10 protein-coding genes and 7 pseudogenes are annotated in these 14,962 nt (G+C 67.5%); 13 read left to right on the top strand and 4 right to left on the bottom strand.

Translation table 11 applies throughout. The features are described from left to right. Positions 1-98: 98 nt before the first annotated feature. Positions 99-641: pseudogene (locus ACUDAL_RS00355) on the bottom strand (NAD-dependent epimerase/dehydratase family protein); the annotation flags it as partial. A 95-nt stretch (positions 642-736) separates the two neighbouring features. On the opposite strand from ACUDAL_RS00355, the gene ACUDAL_RS00350 reads away from it, so the two are divergent. From ACUDAL_RS00350 to ACUDAL_RS00300, 11 genes and pseudogenes are all read left to right on the top strand, one after another. Further along, entirely contained in the window at positions 737-871 is a 135-nt protein-coding gene (locus ACUDAL_RS00350; protein ID WP_444676717.1) for an FAD-dependent oxidoreductase, read from the top strand. Continuing rightward, on the top strand, positions 868-1,245 hold the full coding sequence (locus ACUDAL_RS00345) for a hypothetical protein (RefSeq protein ID WP_444676716.1): 378 nt from the start codon (positions 868-870) through the stop codon (positions 1,243-1,245). Before ACUDAL_RS00350 ends, ACUDAL_RS00345 begins: the two co-directional genes overlap by 4 nt. Beyond that, positions 1,203-1,808 carry a hypothetical protein gene (locus ACUDAL_RS00340; protein WP_444676715.1) on the top strand — a complete coding sequence of 202 codons (606 nt, stop codon included), beginning with the start codon at positions 1,203-1,205 and terminating at the stop codon, positions 1,806-1,808. Before ACUDAL_RS00345 ends, ACUDAL_RS00340 begins: the two co-directional genes overlap by 43 nt. Positions 1,809-1,889: 81 nt before the next feature. Beyond that, complete coding sequence (locus ACUDAL_RS00335; protein ID WP_444676714.1) at positions 1,890-2,180, top strand: sirohydrochlorin chelatase; 291 nt, start codon at positions 1,890-1,892, stop codon at positions 2,178-2,180. Positions 2,181-2,300: 120 nt separating this feature from the next. Then, positions 2,301-3,213: pseudogene (locus ACUDAL_RS00330) on the top strand (MerR family transcriptional regulator). Positions 3,214-3,224: 11 nt separating this feature from the next. Beyond that, positions 3,225-4,639, top strand: a pseudogene (gene phrB, locus ACUDAL_RS00325) (deoxyribodipyrimidine photo-lyase). Positions 4,640-4,676: 37 nt separating this feature from the next. Then, entirely contained in the window at positions 4,677-5,087 is a 411-nt protein-coding gene (locus tag ACUDAL_RS00320) for a nuclear transport factor 2 family protein (RefSeq protein ID WP_444676713.1), read from the top strand. Between the two features lie 60 nt (positions 5,088-5,147). Beyond that, positions 5,148-5,936, top strand: a complete 789-nt coding sequence (locus ACUDAL_RS00315; protein ID WP_444676712.1) for an SDR family NAD(P)-dependent oxidoreductase — start codon at positions 5,148-5,150, stop codon at positions 5,934-5,936. Further along, positions 5,933-7,227, top strand: a pseudogene (locus tag ACUDAL_RS00310) (NAD(P)/FAD-dependent oxidoreductase); the annotation flags it as partial. The gene ACUDAL_RS00315 and the pseudogene ACUDAL_RS00310, both read left to right, overlap by 4 nt. A gap of 48 nt (positions 7,228-7,275) precedes the next feature. Then, positions 7,276-8,048, top strand: a pseudogene (locus ACUDAL_RS00305) (DUF1365 domain-containing protein). Then, positions 8,045-9,319 (top strand): class I SAM-dependent methyltransferase, encoded by a 1,275-nt coding sequence (locus tag ACUDAL_RS00300; protein ID WP_444676711.1) that lies wholly within the window; start codon positions 8,045-8,047, stop codon positions 9,317-9,319. The pseudogene ACUDAL_RS00305 and the gene ACUDAL_RS00300 overlap by 4 nt, the downstream one beginning before the upstream one ends. Positions 9,320-9,338: 19 nt before the next feature. Here the strand turns inward: ACUDAL_RS00300 and ACUDAL_RS00295 are convergent. Further along, positions 9,339-11,195 (bottom strand): annotated as a pseudogene (locus ACUDAL_RS00295) (putative bifunctional diguanylate cyclase/phosphodiesterase). Between the two features lie 248 nt (positions 11,196-11,443). On the opposite strand from ACUDAL_RS00295, the gene fabA reads away from it, so the two are divergent. After that, a complete protein-coding gene (gene fabA, locus ACUDAL_RS00290) occupies positions 11,444-11,959 on the top strand; it encodes a 3-hydroxyacyl-[acyl-carrier-protein] dehydratase FabA (RefSeq protein ID WP_444676710.1) in 516 nt (171 codons plus the stop codon). Positions 11,960-11,973: 14 nt separating this feature from the next. Continuing rightward, positions 11,974-13,190, top strand: a pseudogene (fabB, locus tag ACUDAL_RS00285) (beta-ketoacyl-ACP synthase I). 110 nt (positions 13,191-13,300) lie between these two features. Here the strand turns inward: fabB and ACUDAL_RS00280 are convergent. Then, positions 13,301-14,059, bottom strand: a complete 759-nt coding sequence (locus ACUDAL_RS00280; RefSeq protein WP_444676709.1) for a lysophospholipid acyltransferase family protein — start codon at positions 14,057-14,059, stop codon at positions 13,301-13,303. Then, on the bottom strand, positions 14,059-14,949 hold the full coding sequence (locus tag ACUDAL_RS00275) for a sugar nucleotide-binding protein (protein WP_444676708.1): 891 nt from the start codon (positions 14,947-14,949) through the stop codon (positions 14,059-14,061). Before ACUDAL_RS00275 ends, ACUDAL_RS00280 begins: the two co-directional genes overlap by 1 nt. Positions 14,950-14,962: the final 13 nt, after the last annotated feature.

Raw genomic sequence — 14,962 nt, 5'->3', positions numbered from 1 at the left:
GCAGGAACAGGATGCTGCGCACCAGATCCTCGCGATGCACCCAAGGCATGAATTGGCGCCCGTCGCCGAAACGCCCGCCGAGCCCCAGGCGGAACGGCGGCAGCATCTTCTCCAGGCTGCCGCCCCTGGTCCAGCACCAGGCCAATCCTCAGCAGAACCACGCGGGTACCGAAACCCGCCGCCTCCCTGGCGACTTCTTCCCAGCGCTGGCACAGGCGGTGGGCGAATTCATCATGGGGCGGGGTCTGCTCGGTCACCTCGCGGCTGCCCTGATCACCGTAATAGCCCATGGCCGAGCCCGAAATCATCGTTCGCGGCGCCCTGCCGTGGGTCGACTTGAGCTGTTCGCAGAGCATCACCAGGTCGCGCGTGACATTGACCCTCGACTCGATCAGGCGATGCTTCTGCGCATCGCTCCAGCGTCTGGCAGCGATCGACTCCCCGGCAAGGTTGACAATGGCATCCGGCGGCGTATCGATGAAGTCGAGCACCGAGCGGCGCACATCGGCCGACTCGGGCAGCTTGGACCTGGCGGCCTGCGGGTCACGAGATACCACCAGTAGACGATGCCCCGCCTCCTTCAGGCGCAGGCACAGCCGCTGCCCCACGAAACCGCTGCCCCCCGTGATCAGCACACGCATGGCACCCTCTCCTCTTCAGCGGCGAACAGCATTATACAATCGTTGTACACTTCTGCTATTGTAAGGGCTATTCTCCCCCTGCGCGAGGCTTGGGCATGTCCGCATCGTCAACGCTCAGTATTGCCGTCATCGGCGCCGGCATCGCTGGCCTGGCCTGTGCACGCACGCTTCAGAATGCCGGACTTGCGGTCACCGTGTTTGAGAAGTCGCGCGGCCCCGGGGGCGCATGACCAGCCGCCGGTTCGACGAAGCCACTCTGGATCTCGGCGCCCAGTTCTTCAGCGTACGTCATGAAAGCTTTCGCCGCGAAGTGACCCGCTGGCTGGCGGCCGGCGTGGCAGCGCCCTGGCCATGGAAGCTCTGGCACATCGACGGGAAAACATGGCATTACCAGCACGACGGACGCGAGCGCTACTGCGGCCAGCCACGCATGAGCGCCATCACCCGACACCTGGCCGAAGGGGTGGCGCTGCACACCGAGTGCCGCATCGACGGTCTGAGCCGGCGCGACCACGCCTGGTGGCTGCATGACCCGCATGGCGAGTGCCATGGCCCCTTCGATTGCGTAGCTATCAGCGCTCCTCGCCTCAGGCGCTGGCGCTAGTGGAAGACCACGACGAGACGCTAGCCGCGGCCTGCCGGTCGGTGGTACAGCGCAGCTGCTGGGCAGGCTGGGCCTGCCTGGAAACTCCCCTGCCTGCCGTGCCGGGGGTGGAGCACGACTGGCAGGCGGCCCAGCTGGCCCAAGGCCCGCTGCGCTTCGTCGCGCGCAACCAGTACAAGCCTGGACGAGCACCCCAAGGCGAAACGCTGACGCTGTTGGCCCACCCCGACTGGAGCGACCAGCACCTGGAGGACGAACCGCAGATTGTTGCATGCCGGCTGCTGGAAGCCCTGGCCCAGACCCTGCCGCCTGGCACCGCGCTGCCCCGGGTCGGTCGGCTGGGCGCCCACCGCTGGCGCTTTGCCCATCCCGAGCATTCGACGATCAACGCGCCCGCTCCGGACGGCGACTACCGCGTCACGGCAGCCGGGCTTGCGCTGTGCGGCGACGCCTGGCGCGGTCCGCGCATCGAGGACGCCTGGCTCTCGGGCCATCACCTGGGCCTGGCCCTGGCCGCACCCCACGCTCAACCCACCGCTCCGGGAGATTCCCATGACCTATAGCCTGATCCTGCTGGCCCACGGTTCCAGCGACCCCCACTGGCGCGCCCCTTCGAGCAGCTGCACCACGCCTTGGCGCAGCGCATGCAGACCCCGCTGCGCCTGGCCTACATGGAGCTTAGCGAACCCTCGCTGGAGTCCAGCGTGGCTGAACTGGCGCAGCAGGGCGCCACGCGCGCCGAGGTGCTGCCGCTGTTCTTCGCCGCCGGCCGCCATCTGCGCAAGGATGTACCGGCTCAGATCGAAGCACTGCGCGCCGCCCATCCTGGCCTCGAGCTGACCCTGCTGCCGCCCGTGGGCGAGCATCCCGCCTTCGTCGAAGCACTGGCGGCCGTGATTGCCGAACGGGCGGGCGAAAAGAGTTCGCGTGGATGACTTCCAGGCTCGTTGTACAGCGCTCATTTTATGTACAATATTGAAGGATAAAAACCACCGATCGTCGGCTTGGCCAGCCACGACCCATGAGCCACGACCCATGAAGAGGCAAGCGCGCGCATGACCGACAAGGCGACCCACCCAGCCGACACACCGCTCTACCCCATTCGCGAGGTGTCGCGCATCACTGGCGTCAACTCGGTCACGCTGCGTGCCTGGGAGAGGCGCTATGGGCTGATCTGCCCACAGCGCACGCCCAAGGGCCACCGCCTCTACGCGCGCGATGACATCTCGCGCATCGAACGCATCCTGCAGTGGCTGAGCCGCGGCGTGCCGGTCAGCCAGGTCAAGGAGCTGCTCGACCAGCCTGTCACCGCGCCGGCCCCGGAGCCTGCTTCCGACGACTGGCCGAGCCAGTGCCGCCGCCTGGTGGCCGCGGTAGAGGCGCTGGACCTGGCACAGCTTGACGCCCTCTACGCCCAGAGCCTGGCGCTCTACCCGATCACCACCTGCCTGACCGAGCTGTGGCTGCCCAGCCTACGCGAACTCGAGGAGCGCTGGGACGACCAGCTCGGCGCGGCCCTGCAGCGCCGCTGCCTCGAATCGTTCCTGCGCACCCGCATCGGCGTGCGCCTGTACCATGCCAACCAGGTGGCCAAGGGCGCCAACCTGCTGCTCATGCCGCTGCCCGACGACCCCGGTCCGCTGTGGCTGCTGCTGGCCGCCCTGGCCGGCAGCGAGGCCGGCTATCGCATCCAGTTGCTCGACGCCCCTTGCCCTTCAGCGAGCTGCCGCTGGCCGTCGAGCGTCTGCAGGCCAGCGCAGTGCTGCTGGTCAGCGGTCGCGCCGAGCGCACCGACCTGATCCGACGCCAGCTGCCGCGGCTGGCCGAACAGCTAGATGCCCCCTGGGCCTGTGCGGCCCGGTGTCGCGCATCCGCGAAGCCGACCTGGCCGACAGCCTGGTCGAGCTGCTTGGCGATGACCTGCCACAGGCGCTGGCACGGCTGCGCTCGCTGCTGCGCGACAGCTAGGGCGAGCCGAGATGACGACGCTGGTCTGGTTTCGCAGCGACCTGCGAGTGCATGACAACACCGCCCTGGCCGCAGCCGCTCGCCGCGGCCCGGTGGTGGGCGTGTTCCTGCGCTGCCTTCCGCACTGGCAACGCCATGGCCATGGCGCCAACAAGCTCGACTTCTGGCGGCGCGGAGTGGTCGCACTGGGTGACGCCCTGGCGGGACTCAACATTCCCCTGCTGCATCGTGACATCGATCATTTCGACCAGGCCCCAGCCGCCCTGCTCGCCATCGCCCGTGAGGTCGGCGCCACGGCGCTGCACTTCAACCACGAATACCCGCTCGACGAGCAGCGCCGCGACCATGCCGTACAGGCCGCCTTCCACGCCACCGGTCTTGGCGCCCTTGGTTATCACGACAGCCTGGCCTTTGCCCCGGGGGAGCTGCTGACGGGCAAGGGGGAACCCTATGGGGTCTTCACGCCGTTCTCGCGCGCCTGGCATCGCCAGCTCACGGCGCAGCGTCTGGCGCTGCGCGCCAGCCCGGCGCCCCAGGCCAGACTGGCGATCAGCGCCGATGCGATACCCTCGCTGCCGCCCCTCGACACCGCCCCCGTCGAGGCGAAGCACTGGCCTGCCGGAGAGGCAGCCGCCGCCGAGCGCCTGTCGCGCTTCCTGCGCTTTCGCGCCCGCCACTACGCCGCCCAGCGCGACTTCCCCGCCACGCCGGGCACCAGCGATCTCTCGCCCTACCTGGCCCTGGGCATGCTGTCGTACCGCCAGTGCCTGCAGGCCGTGCTGAGCGACAACGACGGCAGCCTAAGCGAAGGCAATGCCGGACTGGCGTCGTGGGTCAACGAGCTGGTGTGGCGCGAGTTCTACCAGCACGTGGCTGCCGGCTTCCCGCAGGTATGCCGCCATCGGCCCTTTCAGCGCCACACCGAGGCGATGGCCTGGCGCGACGACGACACCGCCTTCCGCGCCTGGTGCGAGGGACGCACCGGCTACCCGCTGGTCGATGCCGGCATGCGCCAGCTGGTGCAGACAGGCTGGCTGCACAATCGCCTGCGCATGGTAGTCGCCATGTTCCTCAGCAAGCACCTGCTGATCGACTGGCGCCGGGGCGAGGCCTTCTTCCTGCAACACCTGGTCGACGGAGAGTTCTGTGCCAACAACGGCGGCTGGCAGTGGGCCGCCTCCACCGGCACCGATGCCGCTCCCTATTTCCGTATCTTCAACCCAACCACCCAGTCGCAGCGCTTCGACCCGGACGGCCATTTCATCGCTACCTACCTGCCGGCGTTCCAGGCCCTGCCGTCCCGAGACCGGCACGCGCCCAGCGATGCGCAGCGAGCCGCCATCGGTTACCCCCTCCCATCGTCGACCATCGCGCCGCACGTGCGCGCGCCTTGGACGCCTTCGCGTCGCTCAAGGCGAAACTCTGACCTAACGGCGCCGCTGGCGCCTGACAGGAGGCATGGCATGAACAGGGATACCGCCCTGGCGGCATTCTGCGCCCGCTTCAATAAACTAGACAAAAACCGTACAGAAATATTGTGCGAGTTATATACTGACGACGTGATCTTCCAAGACCCCTTGCATCGGATCGAAGGGCTGGAATCGCTGGAAAAGTACTCCAAGGCATTGTACGAAAACGTGACAGGCTGTCGGTTCGAGTTCCATCAGCAGGCCCTGCAGGGCGAGGCCGCCTTCGTCAGCTGGACGATGCACCTGAGCCACCGTCGCCTGGCCAGCGGCCGGCAGATCAGCCTGGAAGGCTGCTCGGTGCTTTGCTTCCCGGCCCATGCCGAGGGCGCGCCAGCCGACATCGGGACCACTTCGACCTGGGCGCCCTGCTCTACGAAAACCTGCCGCTGCTGGGCCCGCTGGTGAAAGGAGTGAAACGGCGAGCGGGCAGCTGAGCCCCCACGACCCCACCCCGAGGAGAGAAACATGGCGGTACTGAGCGGCACGCGACGCATCTGGCTGACCGGCGCCACGTCGGGCATCGGGCGCGCCCTGGCCGTTGCCCTGCTCGAGCAGGGCCACCATGTGGCGCTGAGTGCGCGGCGCGAGGCGCACCTGCAGGCGCTTGCAGGCCAGTACAGCAATGCCCTGCTGCTGCCGCTGGACGTACGCGACCGCGACGCCGTGCGCGAAACCGGGGCACACCTGAACGACCTCTTCGGCCAGTTGGACGTGGCCATCCTCAACGCCGGGGTATGCGAATACGTGGACGTGCGCCAGTTCGACACCCAGCTGGTGGAGCGGGTGCTGGCGGTCAACTTCTTCGGTGCACTGCACTGCATCGAGGCGGCCCTGCCGCTGCTGCGTCGCTCGAACCGCCGCCATGGCCGACCGCTGCTGGCGGCCACGTCCAGCGCGTCGGCCTACGCCGCCCTCCCGCGCGCCGAGGCCTATGGCGCCTCCAAGGCGGCCTTGAGCTATTTCCTGGAGTCGCTGCGGCTGGACCTGCACGCCGAGGCAATCGATGTCAGCGTGATCCATCCAGGCTTCGTCAAGACACCGCTGACCGACCGCAACGACTTCGCCATGCCAATGCGGTTGAGTGCGGAGCAGGCCGCCACCGCCATCCTGCGCGGGCTGGAGAAACGCCAGCTCGATATCCATTTCCCCAAGCGCCTTACCTGCGGGGTGCGCCTGCTCGGGGCGCTGCCCGCCGCCCTGCGCCACCGCCTGGGCCTGCGCCTGACACGCACCGCCGCGCCGGAGCCCCGATGAACAGCACCCTGTCAACCAGCCAACCCGTGCTGCCGATCGGGCAGCGCATCGCCGTGATCGGCAGCGGCATCAGCGGCATGGCCGCCGCCTGGTACCTGAGCCGCCGCCACTGGGTAACGCTGTTCGAATCCAGCGCGCGCCTGGGCGGGCATACGGCTACGGTGGAAGTCCCGCTCAACGGCGCCTCCTACGCCATCGACACCGGCTTCATCGTCTTCAACGACCGCACCTACCCCCATTTCCAGGGGCTGCTGGCACAGCTTGGCGTCGCCGTTCAGCCCACGGAGATGAGCTTCTCGGTACACCGGACCGATCGCGACTTCGAATACAACGGCCACACGCTGGCCAGCCTGTTCGCCCAGCGCCGCAACCTGCTGCGCCCCGGCTTCTATCGCCTGCTTGGGGAGATCCTGCGCTTCAACCGCCGCGCCACGGCCGACCTCGACGCCGGCCGCCTGCCGCTCGACCAGTCGCTTGGGGACTACCTGAAGGCCGGCGGCTACAGTGCCGACTTCATGTATCACTACCTGTTGCCGATGGGAGCGGCGATCTGGTCGGCCAGCATCCGTCAGCTGAGCGAATTCTCGGTGCTGTTCTTCGTGCGCTTTTTCCGCCACCACGGCCTGCTGGCGGTGAACGACCGCCCGCAGTGGTACACCCTGGTGGGCGGCTCCCACCGCTATATCCCGGCCTTGACGGCGCCCTATGCCAACCGCATCCGGCTCGCCTGCCCGGTAAGCGGGCTGCGTCGCTATCGCGACGGCGTGGCGATCACCTCCGCGCACGGCCAGGAGTCGTTCGACCAGGTGGTGCTGGCCTGCCATGCTGACCAGGCGCTGGCCCTGCTGGAAGACGCCTCGGCGGCGGAGCGCGAGGTGCTCGGCGCGCTGCCGTACGAGCCAAACGAGGTCGTGCTGCATACCGATACCCGCCTGCTGCCGCGCCGCCGACGCGCCTGGGCAAGCTGGAACTACCGGCTGGACGGGCGCAGCGAAGAGGCACGGGTGGCCGTGACCTACAACATGAACCTGCTGCAGCGCATCGAGGCGCCCCAGACCTTCTGTGTGACGCTCAATGACAGCGCTGCCATCGACCCGGCGAAGGTGCTGGGGCGCTACCACTACGCGCACCCCGCTTCACCCCCGCCGGTCATCTTGCCCAGGCCCGCCACGCCGAGATCTCGGGCTACGCCCGGCGCACCCACTACTGCGGCGCCTACTGGCGCAACGGTTTTCACGAGGACGGCGTCTGGAGCGCCCTGCGGGTGGCCCAGGCGCTTGGCTGCGGCGAGACGGTGCTGAGTCTCGCCCACGGATGCCACCCCCGAGGCAGCGCCCGCATGAGCACGACGCCCCGTTCTCGGGTCTATCGCGGCACGCTGCGCCATCGTCGCTTCCTGCCCCGCGCTCACGTCTTCACCTACCGGGTGTGGATGGTCTGGCTCGATCTCGATGAGTTGCCCGGCCTGTTCGACGGGGTGCCCGGCTTCAGCCTTCGGCACCCGACGCCGGCGAGATTTCGACGCCAGGACTACCTGGCACCCCACGACCAGCCCCTAGCCGAGGTGGCGCGCGACGAGGTCGCCCGCCAGTTGGGCTGGGCGCCCCAGGGCCGGGTCTGCCTGCTGACCCAGCTGCGCACCTTCGGTGCCGGCTTCAACCCCATTTCGCTCTATTACCTGCATGACCCCGACAGCGAAGGGGGCGGGCTGCGTGCGGTACTGGGCGAAGTAACCAACACGCCGTGGCGGAGCGGGCTCGCTACGCCTGCGGCGTCGAGCCTGGGCGGCACTGGCACGCGGCACGGTTCGACAAGCGCCTGCATGTCTCGCCCTTCAACGCCATGGACATGACATACCGCTGGCGCTTCGACACCCCGGGCGAGCGCCTGTCGATGCACATGGAGGTGTGGCGCGAGCAGCAGTGCCATCTGGACGCCTCGCTACGGCTCAGCGGAACGCCCGCCACGCGTGGCGCCCTGCTCGCGGCCCTGGCACGCCAGCCCCTGATGAACCTGAAGAGCCAGGCCGCCATCCACCTGGAGGCACTGAAGCTGTGGGTCAAGGGCGTACCGATCCATGACCACCCCCTGCGCAAGGAGTCCTCGTCGTGAACACGCTTCGCACCAGCCCCCATCCGCCGCTCGCGGAGGCTACGGACGCGCTGACGCGCTGGCTCCGGCAGCGCCTGCTGGCCCAGCTCGATGCCCTGGAGGGCGGCAGAATCACGCTGATAGAAGGCAGCCAGTGCCACCACCTGGGCCAGGGCGGCCCGCTGCAGCTGACCCTGGTGGTGCGCCGCATGCGTGCGTGGCGCCGCCTATCGCTGGGCGGCAGCGTCGGCGCCGCGGAGGCCTACGTCGATGCGGACTGGGACGTGGACGACCTGGTCGGCCTGGTACGCCTGCTGGCGCGCAACCTCGAGCGGCTCAACGGGGAGCTGGAACGCGGGCCGGCGGGAATCGGACGCTGGCTGCTCGGCACCCTGCAGGGGCTAAAGCGCAATACGCAGAACCGCGCGCGACGCAACATCGCCGCCCACTACGACCTGGGCAATGACCTGTTCGCGCTATTCCTCGACCGTGAACACCTGATGTATTCGAGCGCGGTGTTTCCCCACCCCGACGCCACGCTGGAGGAAGCCTCCACCCACAAGCTCGACCTGCTGCTCGACAAGCTCGAGGTGCGCCCCGAGCATCACCTGCTGGAGATCGGCACCGGCTGGGGCGGCCTGGCGCTGCATGCCGCCCGCACCCGCGGCTGCCGCGTGACCACCACCACTTTGTCGGCCGAGCAATATGCCTATACCGCCCGGCGCATCGCCCAGGCGGGACTGGGCAAGCGCATCACATTGCTCAACCAGGACTACAGGGAGCTGCAGGGCCGCTACGACCGGCTGGTCTCGGTGGAGATGATCGAGGCCGTGGGGCACCAGTACCTCGATACCTACCTTGCCACCCTCGACCGCCTGCTAAGCGAGGACGGCCTGGCGCTGCTGCAGGCAATCACCATCCGCGACCAACGCTACGAGGCGGCCAAACGCGAGGTGGACTTCATCAAGCGCCATGTTTTTCCCGGCGGCTTCCTGCCATCCCATCACGCCATCCTGCGCGGACTGGCACGCTGCACCTCGCTCAACATGATCGGCCTGGAGGAGATCGGCCCCCACTATGCCCGCACCCTGCGCGAGTGGCGCCACCGCTTCGAAGCGCGCCTGGATACGGTGCGCCGGCTCGGCTACGACGAACGCTTCATTCGGCTGTGGCGCTATTACCTTTGCTACTGCGAAGGTGCCTTCATGGAGCGCGCCATCGGCACCTGCCAGCTGCTGCTGGCGAAGCCTGGCGCACGCCCGGCTTCGCCAGGCATGCAAGCGGCACCGTGACACGCGCAGAAACGGGGGTTCAGGCGGCGGGGCGTGGACCCAGCGTGGCCGAGGCCTGCGTGGCCTCGCCCTGCCAGGTGGTCTCGAGCATCTGTGCCGACATGGGGCGGGCGAACAGATAACCCTGCACCAGGCGACAGCCCGCCTTTTGCAGAAAGTCGAGCTGCTCCTGGGTTTCCACACCCTCGGCCACCACGTCGAGCCCCAGCCCGCGCGCCATGGCCAGCACGGCACTGACGATGGCGGCATCCGCCGCATCGCCGGGCAGGGAGTTGATGAAGGCGCGGTCGAGCTTAAGCTTGTCCAGCGGCAGATTCTTCAAATAGCTCAGCGACGAATAGCCCATGCCGAAGTCATCGATGGCGATCCGGTGCCCCTTGGCACGCAGCGCCTCAAGGCGAGGCACGATATCGCCGGCACGCTCGTCAAGCAGCACCGACTCGGTCAGCTCCAGTCCGAGCTGGCCGGGGGTAATGCCGTGGCGCGCCAGCCCCGCCGACAGCGCGGCCTCGAGCTCGCCCTGGAACATCTGAATGGCCGAGATGTTGATCCACACAGGAAGCTTGGGCATGCCCAGCTCACGCCAGCGAGCCATCTGGGCCAGCGCCTCGTCGATCACCCAGTTGCCGAGCGGCCCCATCAGGCCATGGCGCTCGGCCAGGGGAATGAAGTCGCCCGGCGAGACCATGCCATGCTCGGGGTGACGCCAGCGCAGCAGCGCCTCCATGCCCACCACCGTTCCATCCTGCACCCGATGCTGGGTCTGGTAGTGCAGCTCCAGCTGCTCGCCCTTGGCCAGCGCGTCGCGCAGGCTGTATACCAGCGCCATGTGCGGCGCATTCTGCACATCGAGCGCCGGACGAAAGCGCTGGCTGACGTTGCGCCCGTGACGCTTGGCCGAGTAGAGCGCCGACTCCAGGCGCTGGAACAGCACGCCGGAGTCGTGGCCGTCCTCGGGCGCCCGGCAGCTGCCGATGGACAGCCCCAGGCGCAACGAATGGTTGCCCACCTCGAAGGGTTCGCCCATGTGCTGGCGCAGCCCGGCAACCCACTGCTCATGGTCGTCGAAAGTGGTCGTGCGAATGACCAGGAACTCATCCCTCCCAGCCGCCCGACGACCCCGCCGGCCACATGCCGCGCCAGGCGCTGGCCGAAGCGCGCCAGCAGACGATCGCCCTGCTCCACCCCCAGGCTATCATTGACCGACTTGAAGCCATCGATGTCGATGATGGCCATGTCGAGGCTCTCGCCAGCACGCAGGTGACGTACCCGCGAGGTCATCAGGTCATGCAGCCGGCGGCGGTTGGGCAGTCCGGTCAGCGGGTCCTCGAAGCCGATGCGCCGCAGATCCTGCTCACGGGCCTTGTGCACGGAAATATCGGTGAAGGTGCCGACATAGTGGCTGACCTTGCCGCGCGCGCCGGTTACCGCCTTGACCCGCAGCCACTCGGGAAATTCATCGCCCTGCTTGCGCCGGTTCCAGATCTCGCCCTCCCAGCGCCCCTTGCTCTCCAGGGTCTGCCAGAAGCGCTTGAAGAAGGCAGTATCATGCCGAGCCGCCGCCAGGCTAGCGGCATTGAGCCCCGCACCTCGTCTTCGGTGAAGCCGGTGATTCGCGTGAAGGCGGGATTGACGGCCAGGATGCGGTTCTCGGCGTCGGTGATCTGCACTCCTCCTCGGAGAGCATCAGCGCCTGCTGCATCAGCTCGGCATGCTGGCGGTCGCGCTGCACCTGGCGCCAGGCGTCGATGATGCCGAACGCGGCGATGCCGACCGCCACCAGCCTGAGGCCAGGATTGGGCAGCCAGATACAGGCCAGCAGCGCCGCCAGCGAGGCCCAGGTCAACGGGCGGTTGATCGCAAAGGAAGCCCACATGTCTTGTCCCGGTCCGACGGCTAGAAAAAACGAATTGTGCCCATGCGATGCATCGACCCGGTTAAGTGTATCGACACATTGACACGACACTTTAATCCGTTGCGCGCACAGCGTCATGCCTGACGTGCATTCACCGTCCTCGGCCAGTAGACTAGGCGGGGCCGCCCGGGCAGGTCGGCCGTCAGTGCCATGCCGCATTTGCGATGCGTGCGGGAAGGCTCACGATAACAGCGACTCGGAACGACTCAGTGACCAAGCAACACTCCTTCGAACGTGAAGAACTGCTGGCATGCAGCCGCGGTGAGCTCTTCGGCCCTGGCAACGCACAGCTGCCGGCTCCCAACATGCTGATGCTCGACCGCATCACCCAGATCAACGAACAGGGTGGCCAGTTCAGCAAGGGCGAGCTGATTGCGGAGCTGGATATCCATCCGGACCTGTGGTTCTTCGACTGCCACTTCCCGGGCGACCCGGTCATGCCCGGCTGTCTGGGGCTAGACGCCATGTGGCAGCTAGTGGGCTTCTATCTGGGCTGGCTCGGCCATCCGGGCCGCGGTCGCGCCCTGGGCTGCGGCGAGGTGAAGTTCACCGGCCAGATCCTGCCCGAGGCCAAGAAGGTCACCTACCATATCCATATCAAGCGCATCATCAGCCGACGTCTGATTCTCGGCATGGCCGACGGCACCGTGACGGTCGATGGGCGTGAAATCTATCAGGCTCATGACCTCCGTGTCGGCCTGTTCACCTCTACTGCGAATTTCTGATTCAGGAGGCTTCCATGCGACGAGTGGTAGTCACCGGCCTGGGCATCGTATCCTGCCTCGGCAATGACCGTCAGGCGGTCCTCGATGCCCTCAAGGACGGGCGCTCGGGTATTCGCTTCAAGGAGGAGTATGCCGAGCGCGGCTTTCGCAGCCAGGTGGCCGGCGTCGTGGACATCGACCTCGATGCGCTGATCGACCGCAAGCTGCGCCGCTTCATGGGCGACGCCGCCGCTTACGCTTACGTCAGCATGGCCCAGGCCATCGAGGACGCGGGCCTGACGCCCGAGCAGGTCTCCAGCGAGCGCACCGGCCTGATCGCCGGCTCCGGCGGCGCCTCCAGCGCCAACCAGGTTGAGGCCGCCGACGCCATGCGCGACAAAGGCCTGCGCCGCGTCGGCCCCTACCGCGTCACTCGCACCATGGGCAGCACCGTCTCCGCCTGCCTTGCCACGCCGTTCAAGATCAAGGGCGTCAACTACTCGATCTCCTCGGCCTGCGCCACCTCGGCCCACTGCATCGGCAACGCCATGGAGCAGATCCAGATGGGCAAGCAGGACATCGTCTTTGCTGGCGGCGGCGAGGAAGAGCACTGGACCTTGTCTTGTCTGTTCGATGCCATGGGCGCGCTCTCGACCCGCTACAACGACACGCCGGACAAGGCCTCGCGCCCTACGACCAGGCTCGCGACGGTTTCGTCATCGCTGGCGGTGGCGGCATGCTGGTGCTCGAGGAGCTCGAGCACGCCCGTGCCCGCGGCGCGAAGATCTACGCTGAGCTAGTGGGCTACGGCGCCACCTCCGATGGCCATGACATGGTCGCGCCGTCTGGCGAAGGGGCTGCCCGCTGCATGCGCCAGGCCCTGGCCACCGTGGAAGGCAAGATCGACTACATCAATACCCACGGCACCTCCACGCCGGTGGGCGATGTCGCCGAACTCAAGGCGATCCGCGAGGTGTTCGGCAGCAGCACGCCGCCGATGAGTTCCACCAAATCCCTGACCGGCCACTCGCTGGGTGCCACCGGCGTGCAGGAGACCATCTACTCACTGCTGATGATGGAGAACGACTTCATCGCCGCTTCCGCCAACGTCGAAACCCTCGACGAGCAGGCGGCCGGCTTCGATATCGTCACCCAGCGCCGCGACAACGTCAGCGTCGATCGCGTGCTCTCCAACAGCTTCGGCTTCGGCGGTACCAACGCCTGCCTGGTGCTGCAGCGCTATCGCGACTAGGCGACCCCGCCCCACGCAAAGGCGCCCCATGGGGCGCGCTTTGCGTGGCCACGACTTCCTTCACGCTAACTTACATGCACGCATAGGCCTGCCTGTGCGTAAGCCGCCGCTCACTCCGCGCCGGCCTCCACCGCGGGCTTGGCCACGGTCGGACGCGGCACCTCGGAGATCTCGGCCAGCCGCGCCTCGATCCACGCCTCGACCTCGACCAGCACCTCTTCCGGCGTGCGGCCAACGGTATCGATCGGCTGGCCCACCACCAGATGCAGCACCCCAGGATTCTTGATCCAGTGCCGTCCTGGCCAGCGCTCGCCCGCATTGTGTGCCACCGGCACCACCGGCACCCCGGCGCGGCAGGCAATCACTGCACCGCTCTTGTTGTAGCGCCGCCGCTGCCCAGGGGCCACGCGAGTCCCTTCGGGAAAGATCAGCACCGACAAGCCCTCCTGCAGCCGTGCGACGCCCTGCGACAGTACCTGCCGCATGGCGCGGGCCGGCTTCGAGCGGTCAAGCGCAATGGGATGCAGCAACCGCAGGCCCCAGCCGAACACGGGGATGCGCAGCAGCTCCTGCTTGAGCACCGTACAGACCGGTGGCTTGAGGATCTGCAGGTAGACGGTTTCCCATTCGCACTGGTGGTTGGCCAGGACCACGCAGGGCCCAGCGGGCAGGTTCTCGCGCCCGCTGATGCGATAGCGAACGCCACAGGTCCAGCGAAACCAGGCGGTGATGAAGTGGTTGTAGAGATTGAGCAGGCGGTAACGGCTCGCCAGCGGCAGGAACGGCGCCACTGGCAGGAACAGTACGCCGCTGACCAGAATGGCGAAGAAATAGCCCAGGTAGAACAGCAGGCTGCGCAACAGGTTCATCACAGGGTTCCGCTATCATCATCGGGGTCGGGAGCGCAGCGCGCCTGACACCAGTCGTCGAGCAGGCGCCCCACCTCCAGCCGCCAGGGCTTCTGGTGCACACCAAAGGCCTCAAGCACCCGTCGGCAGTTGAGCACGCGACGCAGCGGCTGGTCATGGTGATGCTTGAGCGGCTTCACCTCGCCGAGCGCCACCTGCTCGCCGATTCCTTCCAGGCGGGTCAGCAGCTGCGTGCGCACCATGGAGGTGAAGGTATAGGCACTGACCGGCTCAGTGCCCGCCAGGTGATAGGAACCCCAGGCACCGGACCCGCAGCCGAGCTGGTGCAGCATGCCTACCAGCGCCATGGCCACCGCATCGGCCGAGGTGGGGCAGAAGATCACATCCTGGGCGGCACGGACATCCTCTCCACCGACCAGGCTGTCGATGATGCCGCTGAGCCAGGCATGGCCGCCTTCCAGAGCAAACAGCGGGCCCAGCCGCACGATCAGGTGGCGCGGGTGCGTGCTGCGGATGCGGTCGCCGACGGCGATCAATCGACGCAGGCTCTCGTCACGCGGCGCCGGGATGACATGCTCGTCGATGGGAACGTCGAAGCCGTCCTGGTAGAGCTGGTCGGAAACGCACCAGACCAGGGGCGTATCGGTTTCGCGACAGGCCGCCAGGCAGGCGTCGACGCCTTCGCCATGCGCCACCACGGCGGCCGGCTCGATCTCCATCGGCGCCGACAGCGGCGGGATGATGACGGCATCCGGCGCCAGCTCCCGCAGTCGCACAGCATCCAGCGACAGACCCGCCTCGATCACCAGCTCGGTGTCACTGCGCCGATGGGCCAGCCGCGCCATCGCCAGATTGAGGCAGTGGCCGGCATCCAGAATCAACAGCTTCACTCGACAGCCTCCG

Source organism: Halomonas sp. E19 (assembly GCF_052439355.1).
Taxonomy (GTDB): Bacteria; Pseudomonadota; Gammaproteobacteria; order Pseudomonadales; family Halomonadaceae; genus Halomonas.
This window is presented reverse-complemented; position numbering and strand designations above follow the sequence as displayed.

Coding starts and splice junctions, on each gene's coding strand:
- ACUDAL_RS00345 (WP_444676716.1), top strand. CDS start 868: ATGACCAGCCGCCGGTTCGACGAAGCCACTCTGGATCTCGGCGCCCAG.
- ACUDAL_RS00320 (WP_444676713.1), top strand. CDS start 4,677: ATGAACAGGGATACCGCCCTGGCGGCATTCTGCGCCCGCTTCAATAAA.
- ACUDAL_RS00315 (WP_444676712.1), top strand. CDS start 5,148: ATGGCGGTACTGAGCGGCACGCGACGCATCTGGCTGACCGGCGCCACG.
- ACUDAL_RS00335 (WP_444676714.1), top strand. CDS start 1,890: ATGCAGACCCCGCTGCGCCTGGCCTACATGGAGCTTAGCGAACCCTCG.
- ACUDAL_RS00350 (WP_444676717.1), top strand. CDS start 737: ATGTCCGCATCGTCAACGCTCAGTATTGCCGTCATCGGCGCCGGCATC.
- ACUDAL_RS00280 (WP_444676709.1), bottom strand. CDS start 14,059: ATGAACCTGTTGCGCAGCCTGCTGTTCTACCTGGGCTATTTCTTCGCC.